The sequence below is a fragment of the Sphingomonas faeni genome (assembly GCF_040407495.1).
In the GTDB taxonomy this organism is placed as follows: domain Bacteria; phylum Pseudomonadota; class Alphaproteobacteria; order Sphingomonadales; family Sphingomonadaceae; genus Sphingomonas; species Sphingomonas faeni_D.
Window position 1 is genome coordinate 299,489 of sequence record NZ_JAPZPP010000006.1, and the last position, 22,615, is coordinate 322,103.

The 22,615-nt window shown below is 63.6% G+C and carries 19 protein-coding genes and 1 tRNA gene; 8 read left to right on the forward strand and 12 right to left on the reverse strand.

The genetic code is table 11. From position 1 onward, the window contains the following. Positions 1-3 precede the first annotated feature (3 nt). Entirely contained in the window at positions 4-492 is a 489-nt protein-coding gene (locus O6W96_RS18035; protein ID WP_353470794.1) for a hypothetical protein, read from the reverse strand. 142 nt (positions 493-634) lie between these two features. Between O6W96_RS18035 and eno the strand changes: the two genes are divergently transcribed. Then, positions 635-1,915: a phosphopyruvate hydratase gene (eno, locus tag O6W96_RS18040; RefSeq protein WP_121884554.1), complete on the forward strand. Its 1,281-nt coding sequence runs from the start codon at positions 635-637 to the stop codon at positions 1,913-1,915. Positions 1,916-2,070: 155 nt separating this feature from the next. Then, a complete protein-coding gene (locus tag O6W96_RS18045) occupies positions 2,071-2,397 on the forward strand; it encodes an FtsB family cell division protein (RefSeq protein WP_055878455.1) in 327 nt (108 codons plus the stop codon). 143 nt (positions 2,398-2,540) lie between these two features. On the opposite strand, the gene O6W96_RS18050 is transcribed toward O6W96_RS18045, so the two are convergent. Then, complete coding sequence (locus O6W96_RS18050) at positions 2,541-3,365, reverse strand: alpha/beta fold hydrolase (protein WP_353470795.1); 825 nt, start codon at positions 3,363-3,365, stop codon at positions 2,541-2,543. A 125-nt stretch (positions 3,366-3,490) separates the two neighbouring features. On the opposite strand from O6W96_RS18050, the gene O6W96_RS18055 reads away from it, so the two are divergent. After that, on the forward strand, positions 3,491-5,230 hold the full coding sequence (locus O6W96_RS18055; RefSeq protein ID WP_353470796.1) for a DUF885 domain-containing protein: 1,740 nt from the start codon (positions 3,491-3,493) through the stop codon (positions 5,228-5,230). A gap of 345 nt (positions 5,231-5,575) precedes the next feature. Here the strand turns inward: O6W96_RS18055 and O6W96_RS18060 are convergent, their stop codons facing one another. Beyond that, positions 5,576-6,991, reverse strand: coding sequence for an MFS transporter (locus O6W96_RS18060; protein ID WP_353470797.1), 1,416 nt, complete (start codon positions 6,989-6,991; stop codon positions 5,576-5,578). Positions 6,992-7,049: 58 nt separating this feature from the next. Between O6W96_RS18060 and O6W96_RS18065 the strand changes: the two genes are divergently transcribed. After that, a complete protein-coding gene (locus tag O6W96_RS18065) occupies positions 7,050-9,179 on the forward strand; it encodes a prolyl oligopeptidase family serine peptidase (RefSeq protein WP_353470798.1) in 2,130 nt (709 codons plus the stop codon). A 141-nt stretch (positions 9,180-9,320) separates the two neighbouring features. On the opposite strand, the gene O6W96_RS18070 is transcribed toward O6W96_RS18065, so the two are convergent. Continuing rightward, entirely contained in the window at positions 9,321-9,872 is a 552-nt protein-coding gene (locus O6W96_RS18070; RefSeq protein WP_353470799.1) for a glycine zipper 2TM domain-containing protein, read from the reverse strand. Positions 9,873-10,060: 188 nt separating this feature from the next. Here O6W96_RS18070 and O6W96_RS18075 point away from each other — a divergent pair, with 188 nt between their 5' ends. Continuing rightward, positions 10,061-10,324 carry a hypothetical protein gene (locus O6W96_RS18075; protein WP_353470800.1) on the forward strand — a complete coding sequence of 88 codons (264 nt, stop codon included), beginning with the start codon at positions 10,061-10,063 and terminating at the stop codon, positions 10,322-10,324. Between the two features lie 1,357 nt (positions 10,325-11,681). Here O6W96_RS18075 and O6W96_RS18080 read toward each other — a convergent pair. Beyond that, the gene (locus O6W96_RS18080; protein ID WP_353470801.1) at positions 11,682-12,698 is read right to left on the reverse strand and encodes a class I SAM-dependent methyltransferase; all 1,017 of its coding nucleotides are present in this window, start codon (positions 12,696-12,698) and stop codon (positions 11,682-11,684) included. Between the two features lie 367 nt (positions 12,699-13,065). Here O6W96_RS18080 and O6W96_RS18085 point away from each other — a divergent pair, with 367 nt between their 5' ends. Further along, positions 13,066-13,605: an NAD-dependent epimerase/dehydratase family protein gene (locus tag O6W96_RS18085; RefSeq protein WP_353470802.1), complete on the forward strand. Its 540-nt coding sequence runs from the start codon at positions 13,066-13,068 to the stop codon at positions 13,603-13,605. A gap of 816 nt (positions 13,606-14,421) precedes the next feature. Here O6W96_RS18085 and O6W96_RS18090 read toward each other — a convergent pair. Beyond that, positions 14,422-14,497: transfer RNA gene (locus tag O6W96_RS18090), tRNA-Ala, on the reverse strand. Positions 14,498-14,734: 237 nt separating this feature from the next. On the opposite strand from O6W96_RS18090, the gene O6W96_RS18095 reads away from it, so the two are divergent. Then, complete coding sequence (locus tag O6W96_RS18095; RefSeq protein WP_353470803.1) at positions 14,735-16,054, forward strand: DUF2171 domain-containing protein; 1,320 nt, start codon at positions 14,735-14,737, stop codon at positions 16,052-16,054. A gap of 141 nt (positions 16,055-16,195) precedes the next feature. Then, positions 16,196-17,185, forward strand: coding sequence for an NADP-dependent oxidoreductase (locus O6W96_RS18100; RefSeq protein WP_353470804.1), 990 nt, complete (start codon positions 16,196-16,198; stop codon positions 17,183-17,185). Between the two features lie 277 nt (positions 17,186-17,462). Here the strand turns inward: O6W96_RS18100 and O6W96_RS18105 are convergent, their stop codons facing one another. Genes O6W96_RS18105 through O6W96_RS18130 form a run of 6 tightly spaced genes read right to left on the reverse strand, consistent with a single transcriptional unit; the run spans position 17,463 to position 22,584 of the window. Continuing rightward, positions 17,463-18,431, reverse strand: a complete 969-nt coding sequence (locus tag O6W96_RS18105; RefSeq protein ID WP_353470805.1) for a magnesium and cobalt transport protein CorA — start codon at positions 18,429-18,431, stop codon at positions 17,463-17,465. Between the two features lie 38 nt (positions 18,432-18,469). After that, on the reverse strand, positions 18,470-19,264 hold the full coding sequence (locus tag O6W96_RS18110; RefSeq protein ID WP_353470806.1) for a MetQ/NlpA family ABC transporter substrate-binding protein: 795 nt from the start codon (positions 19,262-19,264) through the stop codon (positions 18,470-18,472). Positions 19,265-19,272: 8 nt separating this feature from the next. Next, entirely contained in the window at positions 19,273-19,935 is a 663-nt protein-coding gene (locus O6W96_RS18115; protein WP_353470807.1) for a methionine ABC transporter permease, read from the reverse strand. After that, on the reverse strand, positions 19,932-20,666 hold the full coding sequence (locus tag O6W96_RS18120; protein ID WP_353470808.1) for a methionine ABC transporter ATP-binding protein: 735 nt from the start codon (positions 20,664-20,666) through the stop codon (positions 19,932-19,934). The genes O6W96_RS18115 and O6W96_RS18120 overlap by 4 nt, the downstream gene beginning before the upstream one ends. Beyond that, positions 20,663-21,679 carry an LLM class flavin-dependent oxidoreductase gene (locus O6W96_RS18125; protein WP_353470809.1) on the reverse strand — a complete coding sequence of 339 codons (1,017 nt, stop codon included), beginning with the start codon at positions 21,677-21,679 and terminating at the stop codon, positions 20,663-20,665. Before O6W96_RS18125 ends, O6W96_RS18120 begins: the two co-directional genes overlap by 4 nt. Next, positions 21,679-22,584 carry an ATP-grasp domain-containing protein gene (locus tag O6W96_RS18130; RefSeq protein WP_353470810.1) on the reverse strand — a complete coding sequence of 302 codons (906 nt, stop codon included), beginning with the start codon at positions 22,582-22,584 and terminating at the stop codon, positions 21,679-21,681. Before O6W96_RS18130 ends, O6W96_RS18125 begins: the two co-directional genes overlap by 1 nt. Positions 22,585-22,615 lie beyond the last annotated feature (31 nt).

Genomic DNA, 22,615 nt, shown 5'->3' on the forward strand with positions numbered 1-22,615 from the left:
ACGTCAGACCTTCGAGTTGGCATCGACGCCCGACTGCACCAGTCGCGCGACAACGAAGCCGATGGCCGCTGCTGCACCCACCGCGATGGCCGGCGACTTGCGCACGAGTTCGCGCGCATCGTCGAATAGCTCGTCGATGTCCTTCGCCTTCACCTGGTCGGCGAAACCCGAGACGCTGTCGGCGGCGCTGCGGGCGTAGCCGCCGTACTGAGACCCGAGCTTCTCATCGACCTGGCCGGCGGCATCGGTCAGCAACTGGGCGACCTGCTCCAGGGCACCGCTCGCGCGTGCCTTGCCGTCCTCGGCGAAGGTGCGGACCTTGTCGGTCGCCTGCGCGGTGTACTTGTTCGCACCGTCCTTGATCGCCTGCTTGGCGTCGCCGGCCTTGGCCGAGACATCGCCGTTATCGATCGTCTTGCTGAGCTCGGTCCCGACCTCGTTCGCAATCGTTTTCAGGTCGTTGACGGTGTCGTTTACGCTGGTGTCGGCCATGACGGTCCCTTTCAGAATTGTTACGCCCTCAACACCGTCGTTGGAGCGCGGTTCCCGAAGCGCGCGCGATTGCCCGATATGGCGTGAGACGGTAGAGGCGGCGCGAACGACCCGGCACCGGGATTTGTAGGAGCATCGTTACGTGACCGCAATCATCGACCTTCATGCACGCCAGATCCTCGACAGCCGCGGCAATCCGACCGTGGAGGTCGACGTGCTGCTCGAAGACGGCAGCTTCGGCCGCGCCGCCGTGCCGTCGGGCGCCTCGACCGGCGCACACGAGGCGGTCGAGCGTCGTGACGGCGACAAGACCCGCTGGGGCGGCAAGGGCGTCGACGGCGCGGTCGACGCGGTCAATGACGAGATCACCGACACCGTGCTCGGCATGGACGCGGAGGACCAGTCGGACCTCGATCGCGCGATGATCGAGCTCGACGGCACCGAGAACAAGGGCCGGCTGGGCGCGAACGCGATCCTCGGGGTCAGCCTCGCCGTCGCCAAGGCTGCGGCCGAAGCGCGTGGCCTGCCGCTGTACCGTTATGTCGGCGGCGTGCAGGCGCATCTGCTGCCGGTGCCGATGATGAACATCATCAACGGTGGCGAGCATGCCGACAACCCGATCGATTTCCAGGAATTCATGGTCGTGCCGGTCGGCGCGTCGAACATCCTCGAGGCGGTCCGCTGCGGCTCGGAGATCTTCCACACGCTGAAGAAGGGCCTGAGCGAGAAGGGCCTGTCGACCAGCGTCGGCGACGAGGGTGGTTTCGCACCGAACATCGGCAGCACGACCGAGGCGCTCGACTTCATCATGTCGAGCATCGAGAAGGCTGGGTACAAGCCTGGCGAGGACGTGATGCTCGCGCTCGATTGCGCGGCGACCGAGTTCTACAAGAACGGCAAGTACGACATCTCGGGCGAGGGCCGGATCCTCGAAAGCGCCGAGATGGCGGAGTATCTCGCGGATCTGACGCGGCGCTATCCGATCTTCTCGATCGAGGACGGCATGGGCGAGGACGATTGGGAGGGCTGGAAGACGCTCACCGACCTGATCGGCGACAAGGTCCAGCTGGTCGGCGACGATCTGTTCGTGACCAACCCGAAGCGTCTGAAGCGTGGGATCGACCAGGGTATCGCGAATTCGCTGCTGGTGAAGGTCAACCAGATCGGCACGCTGACCGAGACGCTGGAGGCGGTGTCGATGGCACAGCGCGCGAAGTACACCGCGGTGATGTCGCATCGTTCGGGTGAGACCGAGGATTCGACGATTGCCGATCTGGCGGTTGCCACGAACTGCGGTCAGATCAAGACGGGCAGCCTTGCTCGGTCGGACCGGTTGGCGAAGTACAACCAGCTGATCCGGATCGAGGAAGAGCTGGGCGACGCGGCGCGCTATGCGGGTCGCGACATCCTGATCGGGGGCTGATAGGTTCCAACCATACCCTCCGTCATGCCGGGCTTGTTCCGGCATCCACGGTCCCGAAATCTCGATAGTCGTGAGTTTGCGGAACGGTGGACCCCGGAACCAGTCTGGGGTGACGGGGTGAGTGGTAGACGGAGTTTGGAGTACCGGAGGACGACATGGCACGCGTGACGACGAAGACCAGCAAGTTGCGGAAGACGATGCGCAAGGCCGCGTGGCCGGCGCTGGGGCTGACGCTGATGGCGTTCTTCGGCGCGTATGCCGTGCTCGGGCCCAACGGGATGTTCGCGTATGGCGATTACAAGCGCCAGCTTGCGAAGCGCGAGCAGGACTATGCCGCGCTCGATCGCAAGCGTGAGGTTTTGAAGAACCGGGTGGCGTTGCTGAACCCGGATCATGCGAACCCGGATATGGTCGACGAGATGGTCCGCAAGGAACTGAACGTCGCGCATCCGGACGAGGTAATCGTCCCACTGGGGAATTGAGTTTCTAATCCTCCCCCGCCAGGGGGAGGTGGCAGGCTCCAGCCTGACGGAGGGGGAGGAAAGGGAAACCTCTGTTTCGCCGTCCTCCCCCTCCGTCACCTTCCGCGACACCTCCCCCTGGCGGGGGAGGATTTAGGCTGGCGTTACCGACCCAGGAACGTCAGCAGGTCGTTGGTGAAGCGATCGCTTTCGGTGATCGTCAGGCCGTGCGGGGCGCCGTCATATTCGACCAGCTGCGAGTCCGCGATGCCCTTGGCGGCGGCGCGGCCGGTGGCGTCGATCGGGACCGTCTTGTCGCTCGTCCCGTGCACGACCAGCGTCGGGACGCGGAAGGCCGCCAGATCCTGACGGAAGTCGGTGTGGCCGAACGCCTTGGCGCACTCCAGCGTCGGGTGAAGGCCCGCCTGCATCGCGAGGCTCCACACCCAGTCGACGACCTCGTCGCTGACCGGCGAGGTGATGAATCCGACGCCGAGGAATTGCTGGAGGAAGGTCTTGAAGAACGCCGGGCGATCGTCCTCGATGTTCGCACCGATGCTGGCCAGCGTTTCCTCGTCGACGCCGTCGGGATTGTCGTCGGTCTTGAGCATGTACGGCACGACCGACGAGATCAGCCCGGCGGCGACCACGCCCTTGCCGTCGTAGCGGCTCATGTAGCGCGCGATCTCGCCGCCGCCCATCGAGAAGCCGACGATCGTCGCGTCGGTATTCGCGCCGGTGGCTTCCATCACGTCGGCCAGATCGTCGGTCAGCGTGTCGTAATTGTAGCCGGTCCAGGGCTGGCCCGAGCGACCGAACCCGCGGCGGTCATACGCGATCGCGCGGAAGCCGGCGTGCGCGAGCGCCATCGCCTGCGCGTCCCAGCTGTCGGCGTTGAGCGGCCAGCCATGCGTCAGGATCACCGGGCGTCCCGTGCCCCAGTCCTTGACGTAAATATCGGTACCGTCACGGGTTTTTACGTAGGGCATCAAGCTATCCAGTCTCTCTAGGGAGGTGTGCGTTCAACGGCTCATCGCGCCCGCCGTTCCGCACGCTGGCGTACCGAGGCTTCGACTGGCAGCATGGTCCCAGACGAATCGGAATTGGAGACAGGATGCGGATCGGACTTCTGACGACGGCGCTCGGCGCGGTCCTCGCCTTGAGCGCGTGCGGCCCTGCGCAGACGACCGCGAATACGCAGGCTCCTGCCGCGTCGACGACCGCTGCGACGGGCGACTGGGCGGGGTTCCGCGATGGCTTCATCGACGGCTGGTTCAAGATCGACCCGGCGAATGCGGTCTATCAAGGCAAGCACGAATATGACGGCGGCTTGGGCGACTGGAGCGCGGCGGGGCTCAAGCGGCAGGCGGACTTCCTGCATGGCGCGATTGACAAGGCGGGGGCGTTCAAAAATCTGAAACCCGACGAGGCGTTCGAGCGCGACTATCTGGTGCAGGTCGCCAAGGGGAAGCTGTTCTGGTTGGACGATGCCGACCAGCCGCACCATAATCCGGCCTGGTATGTGAGCGCGGGGCTCGATCCGAACACGTATATCGCGCGCAACTATGCCGATGCGACGACGCGGATGAAGGCGCTGACGGCGTTCCTGCAGAAGATTCCAGCGGCGGCGGGGAACATCAAGGCGAACCTCAAGACGCCGATGCCGCTGAGCTACGTCAACTACGGGACGGCGGCGTTCAACGGCTTTGCGGACTATTATGCGGGCGACGCGGTGAAGGCGTTTGCCGGCGTGAAGGATGCGGCGGCGCAGAAGCAACTGACCGACGCGGCGCAGGCGGCGTCGAAGGCGATGCGCGATCTGGGGACGTGGACCGAGGGCCAGCGCGCGACCGCGACGCAGGATTTTGCGCTCGGGGCGGACAAGTTCTCGCGGATGGTGGCGATGACCGAGGGTGTCGATACGCCGCTCGACCAGCTCGAGGCGGCGGGTGTCGCCGACCTGAAGCGCAACCAGGCGGCGCTGGCACAGGCATGCGGCGTGTTCGCCAAGGGGCAGACGATCCTCGCGTGCATGGACAAGATGAACGCGAACAAGCCGGTGGGCGGCCCGGTGGCGGAGGCGCGGCGGCAGATCCCGACCTTGCGGAAATTCGTCGTGGACCATGACCTGCTGACGATCCCGGGGACCGAGCAGGCGCTGGTCGAGGAATCGCCACCGTATAACCGGCAGAACTCGGCGTATATCGATCCGCCGGGGCCGTTCGATAAGGGCGTGCCGTCGATCTACTATATCTCGCCGCCCGATCCCGCGTGGACCAAGGCGGTGCAGGACGCGTTCGTGCCGGGCAAGAACGACCTGCTGTTCACCTCGGTGCACGAGGTGATGCCGGGGCATTTCGTCCAGTTCCTGCATGCGAACCGGTCTCCGTCGCTCTTCGGGCGGCTGTTCGTGGGGTATGCGTTTGCCGAGGGGTGGGCGCATTATGCCGAGGAGATGATGTGGGAGGCCGGGCTCAATAACGGCGATCCGGAGACGCATGTCGGCCAGATCTCGAACGCGTTGCTGCGGGATTGCCGGTATCTTTCGGCGATCCGGATGCATGCGAAGGGGATGACGCAGGAGCAGTCGTTCCGGATGTTCGTCGACGAATGTTATCAGGACGAGGGGAACGCGAAGCAGCAGGCGGCGCGGGGGACGTATGATCCTGCTTATTTGAATTATACTATGGGTAAGTTGATGATCCGGAAACTGCGGGCGGATTGGACTGCGACGCGGGGTGGGCGGAAGGCCTGGAAGGCGTTTCATGACGAGTTCTTGAGCTATGGGGGACCGCCGATTCCCTTGGTGCGGGCTGCGATGATGGGGGAGGCTAAGGCGACGGCTGCTTTCTGAGGGGCACCGGTAGTTCTCCCACCGCCACCCCGGCGAAGGCCGGGGCCCAGTTGGGTGAACAGTAATGATGAAGGACTGTCCTTCGTTATTCCGGACGTGCCAACTGGGCCCCGGCCTCCGCCGGGGTGGTAGCTCTCGGTGTTAGGGTGTCCCAAACCAAAGCATGTGTCCCCGCGAAGGCGGGGACCCAGACTGGGCACCCGCCTTCGCGGGTGAACATTTTTCTTCCTTCTGCTCCCTCTCCCCTGCGGGGAGAGGGCTGGGGTGAGGGGCTGTTCCAGGCGCAGCGCTGCTTGGCTGCCCCTCACCCCCACCCTCTCCCTGGAGGGGAGAGGGAGCAGGGAGTTACCGCGTCTGTTGCGCGGGTTGCACGTCTTGGGTTTCCTCGGTTGGTGGGTTGCGGATCGAGGGGCGGAGGCGGCTCAGGCTACATAGGCCCGCCACTAGCGCCAGACCGGCGGCCACGAGCGGCGGGGTCATGCCGGCGCCTACGCCCATGGCTAGCAACGCCGCGACCAGGGTGGCGCCGGTGGTCTGGCCTACCAGCCGCACCGTCGAGACCAGGCCGCCAGCCGCCGCAGCGCGTTCGCGGGGGGCGCTGCCGATGATCAGCCGCGCGTTCGGCGCCATGAACATCCCGAAGCCCGAGCCGCACAACGCCATCCGCCACGCGATGTCGAAATAGCCGGGGTCCGCGGGCATGTAGGCGATGAGCAGCAGCGCGCAGATCGACACCCCCATGCCGATCCCGCCGAGCAACCCCGCCGGGTAGCGATCCGACAACCAGCCCGACAACGGCGCGACGAACATGTTGGCGAGCGGCCACGGCGCGATCGCCGCGCCGACCTCCGCCGCGCTGAAACCGTAGGCGTGCGTCAGGCGGAACGGGGTCGAGAGCAGCAGCGTCATCTGCGCGATGAACGCGGTGTAGGCGCCGATCGCCGACAGCGCGAGCACGGGCCGCGCGAGCAGGTCGATCGGGAGGATCGGCTTGGTCTCGCCTTGCTCGCGCTTCACGAAGAACCAGCCGATCACCGCGCCGGTCAGCACGATCGCCGCGGAGACGATCGGGCTGTCGCCGTGGACCGCGCTTTCCGCGCCGCCGATGACGAGGCCGATCATCGCCGCGCACATCACTGCGCCGAGCACGTCGAAGGGTTCGTCGTGTTTCCGCGGTTCGGGTAGCGCGCGGCCGAGCAGCAGCGACGCGATCGCGAACGGGACGGCGCTGGCGAACACCCAGGGCCAGGGAGCGATGGCGAGGACTAGACCGCCGATCGTTGGGGCGAGTGCCGCCGAACTGGAGACGACGACCGAGTTGATGCCGAGCCCGCGACCGAGTTGCTTGGTCGGATAGATCGAGCGGATCAGTGCCGACGAGACGCTGAGCGCCGCCGCGGCACCCAGGGCTTGCGCGGCGCGGACGACGAGCAGGAACGGCAGGCTCTTGGCGAAGAAGCAGAGCAACGTCGCGACGGTGAAGATCAGCTGGCCGTATTGGTACATGCGTTTCAGGCCGATACGGTCGCCGAGCCCGGAGAACGGGAGCAGCGCCATCGCCAGGATCAGCTGGTACACCGTGACGACGGTTACCACCGCGCTGTTGCCGACGTGCAGGTCGCGCGCGATCGTCGGGAGCGCGACGGTGGCGATGCCGCCGTCGATGATCGTCAGCGCGGTGCCTGCCGAAATTGCGGCGATCGCGACGAAGCGGCGGGGCTTGGGCAGGCCGTCGGCGGCGGATATCTGGTCCGGTTGCATTGCGGACCGCGATAGACCTCGTCATGTATCCCGCCAAGCAAATCAGGGAGATACGGTGATGCGGGTTCTGGCTTCGATGCTTGCGGCGACGATATTGAGCGGTGGCGCCGGACTTGCGGGCGGTGCCGCGCTTGCCCAAGTCGCACCGATGACCACAACGAACACCGCCGCCGACCCGTATATCTGGCTCGAGGACAAGGATGGCGCGAAGCCGTTGGCCTGGGTCGAGGCGGAGAATGCGAAGACGTTGCCGCGGCTCCAGAACGATCCGCGCTACAAGACCTTCTATGCCGAGGCGCTGGCGATCGCGTCGGCGAAGGATCGTATTCCGATGCCGAACCAGATGTTCGGGCGGATCTATAATTTCTGGCGCGATGCCGATCACCCGCACGGGTTGTGGCGCTGGACCAGCGCGGCGGATTACGCGAGCGCCACGCCAAAATGGACGACCGCGCTCGATCTCGATGCGCTGGGCAAGGCCGAGGGCAAGCAGTGGGTGTGGAAGGGCTCAACCTGCCTCGAGCCCGAGCAGCGGCTGTGTCTGGTCGCGCTGTCGGAGGGCGGCGAGGACGCGGTGACGTACCGCGAGTTCGACCTCTCGACCGGGCGTTTCGTCGAAGGCGGCTTTCTGCTGCCGAGGTCGAAGCAGGATGCGGCGTGGGTCGACAAGGATACGCTGCTGGTCGCGCGCGACTGGGGGGCGGGGACGACGACCCAGTCGGGCTATGCGTTCGTGATGAAGACGCTCAAGCGCGGCCAGCCGCTGACCGCCGCGACCGAAGTCTATCGTGGGGCGGCGACCGACCAGGGCAGTACCGCGACCAACGTGCTGACCGACGAGAAGGGCAACCGCCTGATCGTGATCCAGCGGCGCAAGACCTTTTTCGGCGCGGACAAGCTGGTGTGGACGCCGACGGGTACGCGACCGCTCGATCTGCCCGACCGGACGTTTCCGGCCGGGATGATCGACGGGCAGGTGATCTTCTCGACCAGTGACCCGTGGGGGAAAATCCCCGAGGGAGCGGTCGCGTCGGCGCCGCTCGCCGAGGTCGAGAAGGGCAGGATCAACCCGACGATCGTGTTCGCACCGGGGCCGCGCCAGTCGGTCGACGGGATGGGGCTGACCAGGTCGAAGCTGTTGCTGGTGGTGTCGGACAATGCCCGTGGGCGCGCGTCGGTCTATACGCATGGGGCAGGGGGCTGGACTGCCAAGCCGATCGCGCTGCCCGACAATGCCTCGATCGACGTCGCGAGCACGACCGATCGTAGCGACGATGCGTATCTGACAGTGACGGGGTTCCTGACGCCGACCTCGCTCTATTCGCTGGATGCTGCGACGGGGGCTGCGCCGAAGCCGATCAAGACTCTGCCGCCCAAGTTCGATGCGTCAAAGGATGTCGTCGAGCAGTTCGAGGCGACGTCCACGGACGGGACGAAGGTGCCGTATTTTGTGGTCCACAAGAAGGGCATCACGCTCGACGGCACCACGCCGACGATCATGACGGCGTATGGCGGTTTCCAGGTGTCGATGACGCCGAGCTATTCGGGGAGCACCGGCAAGCTTTGGCTGGAGCGGGGCGGGTCGTATGTGCTCGCCAACATCCGCGGGGGCGGGGAGTTCGGGCCTAAGTGGCATGACGCCGGGCGCAAGACGAAGCGGCAGGTGATCTACGACGATTTCGCTGCGGTCGCGAAGGACCTGTTTGCGCGGAAGCTGACGAGTCCGGCCAAGCTGGGCATTTATGGCGGGTCGAATGGCGGGTTGTTGATGGGGGTCGAGTTCAACCAGCATCCGGATCTTTGGAAGGCGGTGACGATCCAGGTGCCGTTGCTCGACATGATCCGGTATGAGGGGATCGCGGCTGGGGCGTCTTGGGTCGACGAATTTGGCTCGGTGACGGTGCCGGCGGAGAAGGCGTTCCTCGAGACGATCTCGCCGTATCAGAACATCAGGAAAGGCGTCGCGTATCCGGAGCCGTATATCTGGACGACCACCAAGGACGACCGCGTCGGGCCGCAGCATGCGCGGAAGTTCGCGGCGCGGTTGAAGGAATATGGGCTGCCGTATCTGTATTATGAGGACACGGCGGGTGGCCATTCGGGCGATGCGGATATCGAGCAGGGGGCTCGGTTGCAGGCTTTGCAGATGACGTACTTCACGCAGAAGCTGGTCGGGGTGGCGAAGTAAAGCCTGTGATCCTCCCCCGCCAGGGGGAGGTGGCAGGCTTCGCCTGACGGAGGGGGAGGAAGGGGAAACCTCGGTTCCGTGTCCTCCCCCTCCGTCACCTTCGGCGCCACCTCCCCCTTGCGGGGGAGGATCGACCGACGATCAGCGGCAGCGAACCTGGCTGTTGTTCTGGTCCACTGCACGGCCGGCGAGACCACCCGCCGCTGCACCGAGCAGCGAGCCGACGATCCGCGAACGGCCGCCGTCGATGACGTTGCCGAGGATACCGCCACCGGCCGCGCCGATGATCAGCCCGGTCGTGCCGTCGTTTCGCTTGCAGTAATATTTGCCGTCCTGGCCGGCATAGACGCGGTCGTTGGTCGACAGCGTGCGCTCCTGATAGTTCGGGCCGGCGCGATAGTAGCGTGAGGGGTCGTAGTTACCTTCGTCGCGCTCGTCCGGATACGCTTCCTGATAGCCGCCACTGCGATCCGGCGCGGTGCGATAGCCGCCCTGTGGCGCGTAGCCGCCGCGGTTGCCGCGGACCGACTGATAGCGATCGAATTCCGTGCGGAAGATCTGCAATTCGCTGTCGAGCCGTGCCTGAGCGGCGGCAAAGCGTGCATCGTCAGCTTGCGACTGCGCTAGCGCTGGCGTTGCAACGGAAAGGCAGGTCGCCGCAATCACTGCAGCAGCACCGAACAAACGCTTCATGGTCCAAATCCTCGTCAGGGGTTCACATGCAGGGACGGACGGTGGCATCATGCCGCCGTCCGTCTATTGCCGCCGCGTTATACTCCGCGTCGGATCGCCTTACATCAACGGCAAATCTGCACGCGACGATGGTTGCGCCATTCGGTGCGGCAGCGGCGACTATTGTTCCAGTTGCGACGGTCATTGTCATGACCGCGATAACGCCGGTCATCGTGACGATCGCCGCGGTGATCGTTGCGGCGGAAATCCCGGCGGTCGCTGCGATGATCGTCCCGGCGATCATGGTCACGATACTGCTGACTGTAGCCTCGATCGCGCTGCGCCTCGGCCGGAGCGGCAACGCCAAGGCCGAGCGTCGCGAAAGCCAATCCGGCAGCGATCAGATGCGTAAACTTCATGAGACGTCCTCTCGAACCCGACAATCGGGATGCACCGTCGATACGGCTATCTAGCGACATCGTTCCTGAACGGAATTGTCGGCTGCCGTACAGGTTCGTTGCCCAAACACGGGATGATGATTGTCCCGCACAACGCGGTATCTTCGTCCGAAGAGGGGGATGCTGTTCGGTCGTGATCGACAAGAAAGACCGCGAGGATGATGAACCCGCCGCCAATCGTCACCACCATACCGGATCCGGTCCGCGAAACCTGTCGGCGTCTGGAAGACAAAAATAGTGGGCGGCTGGACCGCGCTGCCTGGTTGCCGCACTGAATCGCGCTCCTGACACAGATTTTCCCGAGCGCTACGCGTAATACACTGGAAAGCTCTCCATTGAATTTTGCCGCCAGAAATCCCCGGCGGGTCAAAAGACTCTCCGCAAAGAGTATAAGTAAGACGGGCGCCTAACGCCGTTAGCGCACTGGTGGAACCGAAGAAGGAAATCGAACCCTTTACCTCTGCAGTCTGATTGCTCCCATTGCTGCAGTTCAATGATGTGCCCGAAGGAATGGTCGAGCGAAAGAGAAGTATCGCCGGGTTGGTATAAGGAGTTTGCGAGATCAGCGCGATGCCAGATGGACCAATGCACATACGTTCTGCCTGGTGCGGAAATTAATAAAGAAATTTTGAAGCAGGGGGAAACACGGTTGGCGGCTGTCAGAAAAAATCGATGGCGATGACGCATAATCGATCTAATGCCAAAATCAGGGAAGATGGCGCCGGTTGGCGTTCAATACATGGACAGGATCCTGAATGAGGCGGTCTATTTCGCAAGCAGACGGCGCTAACCTGATGAGCGTCCGTTTAACCGTAGAGCCTTAAAGTCGTTTGATATCAACGCCGATTGCGCGGGCGGGCACTCAACTACATAGGATATGCCATGATATTGCGGTGAAGCAGGACATCGATCTCAACGCAACCATGGCCCGCCTTAAGGCAGGAAGGTGAGCTTCTGGCATGCCCCCTAACCTCGGCCCTGGACCTCAGTTCTTGAGAGTATGCTCGCCGCTAACGTCTCGATATCGAACGCCGGCACGCCATTTGTGAGGATGATGGGCTGCTCAGCTGTCAGCTCCAGAAGTGTATCGCTTAGGTAAAGGCACCGATAACTCGTCTGACCGCCGGTTCGATCAGGTCGTGACGCTGCGAAAGCACATTGGACAAGACCGTCAACCGCATACTAATCGAAATGAGCAGTGCGCTCTGATCAGTGGGAATATTTCTAGCCTCCAGAATCTGGCTACATGCTTTCATCCTGGAGTCTATATTCTGTCTCTTCGAGGACGGAGGCGCACTAATCGAGGTAAACGCACCTGCTAGCGGATCACGTTCCGATCTATCTCGATTTATTCGGTCGAGTAACGGGTCAGTCATTTGACCGGCACAAGCTTCAACGGCCACTCAGCATCCGTGCAGCTATCTTGGATCTCGGCGAAATACGCAGGATTCATCACATAGGCTTTTGTGATGCCCGATTGCCGCGCCTTGTCCGGCAGGATTACCGGAATGCCACTCATTGCCATGAACGACTCCGAACGCGCCGGATTGATGTCGATAGCCGCATCGATCGCTTTGGCGTGCTCGCCGAGCAGCAGCGCCAAGGTGACACCCTTCGATGCCCCGCCCCATAGCGCCACGCGCTCACCGTCCTTCCCGTCCTTTTCAATCCGATCTGCCCAATGCGCTACATACTCGGCGCGGCGCTCTGGATACCCGCTGTTTTGAACGGGCGTCGCACGGTGCTGCGGCGTGGGATTTCCAGCGTAGGCGGTCGCTAAAAGATACTGGCCGTCGAGTACGTGTTGAACGTCCTGAACGACGAAGCCTGCCGTCTCCAATGCAAGCCGCAAGCATTCCGCGTCGAAGATGCTGCAATGCTCGTAGTAGAGATCGTGCGCTACCGCCCCGTCGAGTATCCACTGGATCGTCGGCGTTTCGACAAAAATGGGGCAGCCTTCCTTGGCGACGGCCCTGATCGAACGAAGAAACGCCATGGGATCGTCAATGTGCTCGATCGTGTGCCGGGTGACGAGAACGTCAGCGTTAGCATCTACCCGATGGCTGGACTCGAGATTGAAGTAGGCCTGCTCGACCCGCGCGCCGGAAGGGATCACGCTATCTGAGCGATAGGCCGGATCGAAACCGATAAGCTGCCCGATACGGTCACCCAAGAGGTCTTGTAACCTGTGTAGGAAATAGCCTTGACCACAGCCTATTTCCACAACGTTTAGATCAGAGGCATGACCTACACGATCCTTGATAACAGTCGCGACCTGCTCAAGATGGCGCTCGAACGCTGGTGAAAAAGATTGGTTGTTTTCATAGTCTTCGTCGTAAGTGAGTAACGCAAGATCAAAAGCGGCGTTCCATGCAAAGCCGCATGACATGCACCGGACGATCTTAAGAGCGCCCGTTGGGCAATTCTGCGCGGCGGTAGCGGAACGGTACATCAAGTTCTGCGCAATCGGCACCCGTGATCGCTCGTCGAGAATGAGCGGGTCCGGAGCCGAGCAGATAAGACATGATAGGCTCTGCATAGTTGCGCTTTCACTGCTTGGAATGCTCCCGCGACAAGCTTACCGCCCATCTGAGATTTATATGTGATCGAGTAACGAGCATAGGATGGGTCCGCAACCCGTTGTTAAGGTCAGGGCATCAACATTATGGAGGTTCTGTTATAAAACATTCAATGCCGCCAACGTGTTTGTTTGAACGTAAACTACGGTCGACCGAGCGCTGACGCATGCGTCAATAATGACTATGCGTGTTCTCGTTGCCGAAGGTTCTGGATTCATTGGCAGGCGTGCTGTTTTCCGTCTGATACATGACGGTTGGGGTGCCCATGTTGTGGCCCAAAATAACCCATCAATTGAAGGCGCTAACTTTTATCATGTAGACATTTCCGCTCAGGTGGGTGTTCAAGGGGTAATTCAACGCGCTGAAGCAACATATCTTCGTCATTTCGCGTGGGATACGACGCCCAGCAAATACTGGAATTCCGCAACTAATCTGGATTGGGTTGCGGGCTCCCTTCACCTGGTTCGGCTCTTCGCCGAATACGGGGGCGAGCGAGCCGTCCTTGCGGGAACCTGCGCCGAATATAGCTGGCGATACCATACCATGAAGGAGCGGGTGAGCCTGATAGAACCCGCAACGCCCCATGGTCAGGCCAAGGCGTCCTTGTTCGAACTCCTGGATCGCTTCACCCCGCAAATGAACCTGCCATTCGCTTGGGGCCGCATCTTTTTTCCTGTCGGCCTTGGGGAAAAGCGAGGACGAATGCTGCCAAAATGATGGCATCGCTACTCGACCGCTGTCCTATGGACCTGACGGACGGCACCCAGTTTTAGGATTTCATGCACGTATCCGACGTCGCTGCCTGAGCCTGCTCCGCAGCGACGTGCAGGGACTTGTGAACATTGGCGGTGGAAAAGCGGGACCACAACGTGAAGTGATGGACGGACTCACGCAGCGTCTCGGGGGCGGTGACCTGATAAATATCGGTGGCAGACCTCGTGGCACGGCAGAGCCGTCAAATATCGGCGCTGACGCCACGAGGCTTATCGAAGAGGTTGGGTTCCGACCCGTTTACGGTGGGAAGACACGCTTGACGACATAGTCGCATGGGCACGTTTGCAGAATCAGGCTTTGCCAGCAGCAAGCTGACGAGCGAGGCTACTCGATCGTCATGGCACTGCATAAGACCCGCATCGCGCTATTCTGGTAGTGGCTGAGCCGTCCTGACCGCGGCGATCGACGCCGTCGTAGCTCCGGTAGACCTCGAAGCGGCCTCGGCCTGCTTCAGCGCGGCGAGTTACTCCGCTGTCGTCGCGGCATATCGCGCTGCCAGTAGACCGCGTTCACAAGTGCCGGGGCGTCCCTGAAGCGCAGATCGATGAAGCTGGCCCACATAGCGAGCAGGGCACTGGCGCAAGCTACTCCCACCTACGTGGCGAGTACCTGCGCAAGTTCACCGCCTCGACCGTAGCGTTATGGAAAGCTGTGCACGAGTTCGCCGAAACTCACTTGCGATACCAACATGGTGGTTTCGCTGACCGAATCGCAGGTACGCTGCGTTGCATAATACTGAGTTAGAAGAGGCTTTGCGCGTGGTGGAGCCGAAGGGAATCGAACCCTTGACCTCCGCAGTGCGATTGCGGCGCTCTCCCATCTGAGCTACGGCCCCGCGCGGTTGGCCATAGGCCAGGATCGATGATCTAGCGGCTCGATTTGGGCGTTGCAACCGGGTTGGTGCGACCGCGTCAACTGACCTTCGGCGCGTCGTCGCAACGGAGCGTCGGGTCGCCGTCGAGTTACCGCGATCGCAGGAACATTACGCCAGTTTGGCGCTTGTAGTCCTCGGAATGTACGACCCCGCGATCGACGGGGCCGGCAGCCGCAGGACAGCAATTAGGAGGTTCCTATGGTCTACGAACGCAACACCCGAGATCGCCAGTCGGGCGACTATTACGGTCGGCCGAACTCGAACGATTATGGTCGCGATTTCCGCGCAGACGGTGGCGGCTATGGTCGTACCAGCGCGCGTGAATATGAAGCCGCCGGCGAATATGACCGCGACGACAACCGCGGCGGCCGCGGCCAGGGATATCAGGGGCGTGACGACCAGGGACGCGGCGATCAATATGGTCGCGAGCAGGGCGGTCGTGATTATTATGGCGGCCACAATGATCGCTCGCAGCCATCGGGCGGCGACCGGTATGGCCAGTCGCGCTACGGCCAGGGATCGGGCCAGGGTTACGGGCAGCAGGGCTATGGCCAGCAGCGCTCCGGCCAGGGCTATGGTCAGCAGTCCTACGGCCAGCGCAGCCAGGGTTCGGGCGATACCGAATATCACGGTAGCTACGCATCGGATGGCCGTCGCTTCGAGGACGTAGGTCGCAACCGCGATGCCGATGACGACAACCGCAACTCTTCGCGCGGCGGCAGCCGTAACGAGGGGCGTGACTATGGTCGCCAGCCACAGGGCTATGACTATGACGATCGCGGGTTCATTGCGCGCGCAGGCGACGAAGTTCGCTCGTGGTTCGGTGACGACGAGGCCGAGCGTCGCCGCGAAGCCGATGCACGCTATGACGAGCGGTCCTATGGCAACTCGGACAATCGTGCGTTCGGCAATCGCGCGTCGAACACGCACGACGACCACTACCATAGCTGGCGCAGCACGCAGATCGCGGCGCTCGACCGCGACTATGACGAATATCGCAACGAGAACCGCTCTAAGTTCGAGAACGAGTTCTCGTCGTGGCGCAATGAGCGTCAGGGCCAGCGTAGCTCGCTGTCGCAGGTTACCGAGCATATGGAAGTCGTCGGCTCCGACGGCAGCCATGTCGGCACGGTCGACAAGGTGAAGGGCGACCGGATCCTGCTGACCAAGAACGACCGCGATGCGGGCGGCGTGCATCACTCGATCCCGTCGCGCTGGATCAAGACCGTCGATGGCAAGGTCACGCTGTCGAAGTCGGCCGACGAAGCCAAGTCGGCGTGGAAGGAAGAAGAGCGCAACTCGGCGATGTTCGAGTACGGCGATCGCACGGGCGGCGACAAGAAGGATGCCGGCACCAGCGGTTATGCTTCGAGCTCGCAGACGGGCAGCACGCAGAGGGGCAGCACTGGGACCGGTACGGCATCGGGCACCGACACGACCACCGGCACGACGACCGGCGGCACCGCCACTGGCACGACGTCGGACACGCTCGGCAAGTCGGGTTCGACCACGTACTAACTGGTTGAAAGCGTTGGCTGGCGTGGCGTGATGCCAGCCGGAAAGGGGCCCGGGCGGAAACGTCCGGGCCTTTTTGCAGGTTGCGTTGAGTGTGCGTTTCGCCATACCCGCAACACGAATAATCAAGACAGGAGCAAGTTTATGGCCCGTGCATGGAGCCTGAAGGCACGTCCGCAAGGCATGCCGAAGCATACCGACTTCGCCATGATCGATCTCGACCAGTCGACGCTTGGCGCCGGCGAGGTGCGGATCGCCAATCGTTGGCTGTCGGTCGACCCGTACATGCGCGGGCGGATGAACGACGTGAAGAGCTATGTCCCGCCGTTCGCGCTGGGCGAGGCGATGCAGGGTGGCGCGGTCGGCGAAGTGGTCGAGAGCAACGACGACGGCATCAAGGTCGGCGACATGGTGCTGCACATGGCGGGGTGGCGCGACGAAGCGGTGGTGCCGGCGGCGCAGGTGCAGAAGCTGCCCGCGCTCGACGTACCACCGCAGGCGTTTCTCGGTCAGCTCGGCATGCCGGGGATGACGGGGTATTTCGGCTTGCTTCAGGTTGCCGAGGCGAAGGCGGGCGATACGGTGTTCGTGTCGGCGGCGGCGGGGGCGGTCGGATCGACGGTCGTGCAGGTCGCCAAGGCCAAGGGCATGACGGTGATCGGCTCGGCCGGCGGTGCGGAGAAATGCGCGTGGGTGAAGTCGCTCGGCGCGGATGCGGTGATCGACTACAAGAGCGATGTGCCGGTGGTGAAGGCGCTCGGCGAGGCCGCTCCGAAAGGTATCGACGTGTATTTCGATAACGTCGGCGGCGAGCATCTCGACGCGGCGCTGGCGCATGCGCGGATGCACGCCAGGTTCGCGGTTTGCGGGATGATCGACGTGTACAACAGCGGGGCTGCGACGCAGCTGAAGTACCTCGCGCGGCTGATCGGCAACCGGGTTCAGATCCGCGGGTTTATCGTCAGCGACTACATGAATCGCGCCGAGGAGTTCTACAAGGACATGGGCGGGATGCTGACGGCGGGGACGCTGAAACGGCAGGAGACTGTTCACGAAGGGCTGGAGACGATGCCGGATGCGTTCCTGGGGCTGTTCTCGGGTGGGAACACGGGGAAGATGCTCGTCAAGGTTTGAGCTGCTCTTCGATCCTCCCCCGCCAGGGGGAGGTGGCACCGAAGGTGACGGAGGGGGAGGAACGCGCAACCACAGTTATCCCTTACCTCCCCCTCCGTCTGGCAAGGGCCAGCCACCTCCCCCTGGCGGGGGAGGATGCAGTAGAGGGACGGCTGCATCCCCGCGTCACCCCGGACTAGTTCCGGGGGGCACGGTGCCGCGTATCGACGGCTGGCGAGTATGCGGATCGGTGGATGCCGGAACGAGCCCGGCATGACGGAGTGGGTGATCGGTTCCGCTACAACCACTTCGCCTGCTTGAACTTCACGTATAGCGCGGCGCAGACGACACCGATCACGCCCAGTACGACGAAATACCCGTATTCCGTTTTCAGCTCGGGCATGTTCTCAAAGTTCATGCCGTAGATCCCGGCGATCGCGGTGGGGACGGCGAGGATCGCAGCCCAGGCGGCGAGCTGGCGGGTGATCGCGCCGGTACGTTGTTGTTCGAGCAGGTTGCTGAATTCGAACACCGACGTCAGCACTTCGCGCAACCCCTCGACCATCGTCTGCACCCGGCGGACATGGTCGAGCACGTCGCTGAAATACGGTTTCGCCTCGGTGTCGATGCAGGGCAGGTCGAGGCGGACGATCTTGCCTGCGACCTCGCCCATCGGCCCGAGGATACGCTGGAAGCGGATCATTTCGCGTCGGAGCCCGAAGATGCGGACTATCTCGTCTCGGCCCAGGAATGCGTCGATCGTGCGTTGTTCCATCGCCAGCACTTCGTCCTCGATGCTCTCGACGATCGGCAGATAGCCGTCGACCACGTAATCCAGGATCGCGTGGAGGACGTAGTCGACGCCGTTGATAAGCAATGTCGGTGCGGCTTCGAGTTGTTCGCGGAGTGCCTTGTGCGAGCGTGCCGAGCCGTGGCGGACGCTGATGATGTGACTGTGGCCGACGAAGATCGCGGTTTCGCCGTACGCGATCTTGTCGCCCTCGAGTTGCGCGGTGCGGGCGACCGCGAACAACTGGTCGCCATAGACGTCGATCTTGGGGAGCTGATCAGCCTTGATCGCGTCCTCCACCGCCAGTGGGTGGAGGTTATACTGGTCCTTCAGCGTCCGCATCTCGGCGTCGGTCGGGTCGCAGATGCCGATCCAGACGAACTCCGAACGGTCCGCGGGACAGTCGACCTTTTCATCGATCGAGACCGCGCGGACGCGCTTGCCATGGCGATAGAGATACGCGGCGACGACCGTCATGGAGCCTCAGAATTACACTAACGAGGCCCGCGCCGGTATCAGAACGCCGGGAGGACCGCACCCCGATAATGCTGCTCGATGAAGGTCTTGGTGGCCGGGCTGCGCAATGCCGCGATCAGCTTCACGACCCGCGGGTCCTTCTCGCCGCCGGGCAGGCCGACGACGAAATTGACGTAGGGGCTGTTCTTGTCCTCGATCGCGAGCGCATCGCGGACCGGGTTGAGCTTCGCGTCGAGCGCGTAATTGGTGTTGATCAGCGCGAGATCGACCTCGCCGAGCGTGCGCGGCAGGGTGGCGCCCTCCAGTTCCTTGAACTGCAGGTTTTTGGGGTTGGTGGCGATGTCGTTGAGGCTCGACAGCGGATTGGTCGGGTTCTTGAGCGTGATCAGCCCGGCCTTCTGCAGCAGCAGCAGCGCGCGGCCGCCGTTGCTCGGCTCGTTCGGGATCGCGACGGTCGCACCGTTCGGGATCTGCGCGATCGCCTTCCACTTGCGCGAATAGGCGCCGAGCGGTTCGACGTGGACGCCGGCATAGGGCACGAGATGCGTGCCGCGCGAAGCGTTGAACTCGTCGAGATACGGCTTGGTCTCGAAATAGCTGACGTCGATCTGCTTCTGCTCGACCTGGAGGTTGGGCTGGACGTAATCGTTGAAGACGCGGATCTGGAGGTCGACGCCTTCCTTGGCGAGCGTCGGTTTGATCGATTCTAGGATTTCCGCGTGGGGTACTGCGGTCGCGGCGACGGTCAGCGTCTTGCCGTCGTTGGTCTTTGCACCACCGCAGGCGGCGAGCGCGAGCAGCGAGAACGAGGCGAGCAAGGTGCGGCGGTTCATGGCGATTCCTAGCGGCGGGTGAAGTGGCGGGCGAGCGCGTCGCCGGCATATTGGAGGATCTGGACGAGCACGACCAGCAGCACGACGGTGACGACCATGACGTCGGTCTGGAAGCGCTGATAGCCGAAGCGGATCGCGAGATCGCCGAGGCCCCCTGCGCCGACCACGCCCGCCATCGCGGTAAACGAGACGAGCGCGACCGCGGTCACGGTGGCGCCGGCGATCAGTCCGGGCAGCGCCTCGGGGATCAGCGCGCCGGTGACGATCTGGCGCGTGGTGGCGCCCATCGCCTGCACCGCCTCGATCGTGGTGCGGTCGACTTCCTTGAGCGATCCTTCGACGAGCCGTGCGTAGAAGGGCGCGGCGCCGACGACGAGCGGGGGGATGGCGCCGGCGACGCCTAGCGAGGTGCCGACGAGCATCACGGTGAGCGGGATCATCACGATCAGCAGGATGATGAACGGCACCGAGCGGAGGATGTTGACGATGATCCCGAGCACGGCGTTGGCTACGCGGTTCTGCGACAGCCGACCCCGGTCGGTGAGGTAGAGCAGGACGCCGAGCGGGAGGCCGAACGCGATCGTCAGGATCAGCGATCCGCCGAGCATGATCAGCGTGTCGAGGCAGGCCTGGCCGATGTCCGACAAGTCGATGTTGGCGAAGAAGCTCATGCCGCCAGTGCCGCCAGCATGCGCTGCGTCGCGGGGTGAGTGGCGTTGGCGAATATATCGGTGACGTCGCCGGTCTCGACGATGCGGCCGCGTTCGAGCACGGCGACGCGATCGCAGACGTAGCGGACGACATCCATTTCGTGGGTGATGAGGACGATCGTCAGGCCAAGGTCTCGGTTGAGGTCGCGGAGGAGGGTCAGGACCGAGCGGGTAGTTTCGGGGTCGAGCGCGCTGGTCGCTTCGTCGCAGAGAAGGATGTCGGGGTCGGTGGCGAGCGCGCGGGCGATGCCGACGCGTTGTTTCTGCCCGCCGGAGAGTTGGGCCGGGTATTTGGTGGCATGATCGGCGAGGCCTACGCGGTCGAGCAGTGCGGCGACTTTCGTCTCGCGCTCGGCTTTGGATACGCCCGCGAGCACCAGCGGGAACGCGACGTTCGCTGCGACCGTGCGCGACGACAGCAGGCCGAAGTTCTGGAAGATCATGCCGATGCGGCGGCGTAGCGCGCGCAGGTCCGCCGCCGACAACGCCGCCACGTCGACGCCATCGACTTCGACCCGGCCCGAAGTCGGGCGTTCGAGTGCGTTGATCAGGCGGATCAGCGTCGACTTACCCGCGCCGGACTGGCCGATGACCCCGAACACGCCGCGTGCGGGGATTTCGAGCGATACGCCGTCCAGAGCGGCCGCCTCGCTTGCCGGGTAGGTTTTAACGACGTCGATCAGGCGGATCATGCGGAGCCCATCACCTGCACCGCGAACCGCTCCATCTCTTCGGCCTGCGGACTCATCTGGAGCAGCAGCAGGTCGAGACCGGCCGCCTCGTATTCCGCGACACGCTCCTTCAACTGCTCGGGCGTGCCGACCAGATTGGGGCGCAGGCCGCGGTTGGAGACGGAGTATTCCTGGATCTTCAATTCGCGTTCGAGCTGCGTGCCGGACAGCCACTGGTCGAAGTTCGCATAGCCCGCGGGGAGTTCGGTGACGCTGGTGATGCGCTCCAGCTCGCGCTTGGCCTCCGCCTCGCTGTCGCGGACGATCGCATAGGCGGCCATGCCGTATTGCATCGGCGCGCCGCCGGCCGCCTCCCGCCGCGCGGCCATATCGGCGATCTTCGGCGCGATCGCGTCGGCGGGGTCGCCGTGCATGACGTAGGCGTCGCACTGCGCGGCGATCATCGCCTTCGCCTTCTCGCTTTCGCCGCCGGCATAGACGGTCGGGCGCTTGGCGGGCTTGGGTGAGCAGATCGCCTGTTCGGTGGTGTAGAACTGCCCGGCGAAGTCGAACCGTTCCTTGGTCCACAGCCCGTCGACGACGGTCAGCCACTCGGCGGTGCGCGCGTAGCGATCGTCGTGCTGGTCGAACTGGAGGCCGTATTGCTTCGCCTCGTCCGCCCACCAGGACGACACGACGTTGAGCGCGAGCCGTCCGCCGGAGATGCGGTCGATGTTCGCCGCCGCCTTGGCGAACAGTGCGGGGTGGTGGAAGTTCGGGCGGACCGCGACCATCAGCTCGATGCTGTCGGTCACCGCCGCCAGCGCCGCCGCGGTCGACCAGGCGTCGAGCGCGGGCTGTTCGATGCCCTTGATATCGTTGAGGTTCAGCTCGGCGATCAGCGTCAGGTCGTAGCCCCAGCGCTCGGCGTTCTGCGTCAGCGCCTTGGTGTACGCCCAGCTCGCCTCCATCCCTTCGTCGGGGACATTGCGGAGCCAGCCGCCGAAAACGGGAGTCCAGTAACCATAGCGCATCAGCGGGCCTTCTCGATCTGTTCGACGAGGTAATCGACGAGGCGGTCGTGGGGATCCCAGCCGAGCACATCCAATGGCTTGGCGACGAAGTTCGACAGTGCGTTGATGTCGTAGAAGCGCGCGACGCCGTCGCGGTCGTCGATCATGACTTCCACGCCGCCGACGTCGAGATCGACCGCGCGGGCGATCGCTTCAGCCGCGTCCTTCAAGGTCTGCGAGGGCTCGACCGCGGCCATCTTGATGCCCGAGCCGGGGACGACGCAGGCGTCTGCGGGGCAGAGATCGAACGCGCCGCCGCCTGCGACTTCGATTGCGTAGAGGAGTTTGCGGTCGAGCGTCTCGATCCGGGTGATCGCGCCGTCGCGGACGGGGACGTATTCCTGGACCAGCAGCACGCCGTCGACGCTGCTCGGGAGGCCGGCGTCGGCGACGGCGGTGCGCAATTCTTCGAGGCTGTCGAAGCGGATGATGCCAGCCCCCGATCCGCCGATGTTCGCCTTCACGACCAGCGGGAAGCGGAGCGTCTGCGCGGCGGGGACGACGTCGGCGGCGCGGTGGACGACGCGTGTCTCGGGGATTGCGAGGCCGAGCGAGGCGATCAGCGACAATTGCCGCGCCTTCGAGGCGTCGATCGCGAGGACGTCGGTGCCGTTGATCACGCGTGCGCCTGCGCGGCGCCAGTGATCGAGCATCGCCATCGTGTCGAAGATCGGATGCTCGTCGTCGCGCAGGAAGCTCGACATCGCGATGCGGTTGAAGACGACGGGGGCGGGGGCGATCTGGTCGGCGGGGTCCCAGAAGCCGTCGGGCGTCGCGCGGGTGAAGTCGACGCCGCGGCGGTCGAGGGCGGCGAACAGCGGTTCGAACCAGAGCGGGTGCTCGTAGAGAATGGCGAGATCGGTCATCGCGACCCGGATACGCATTGCGTGCGGGCGT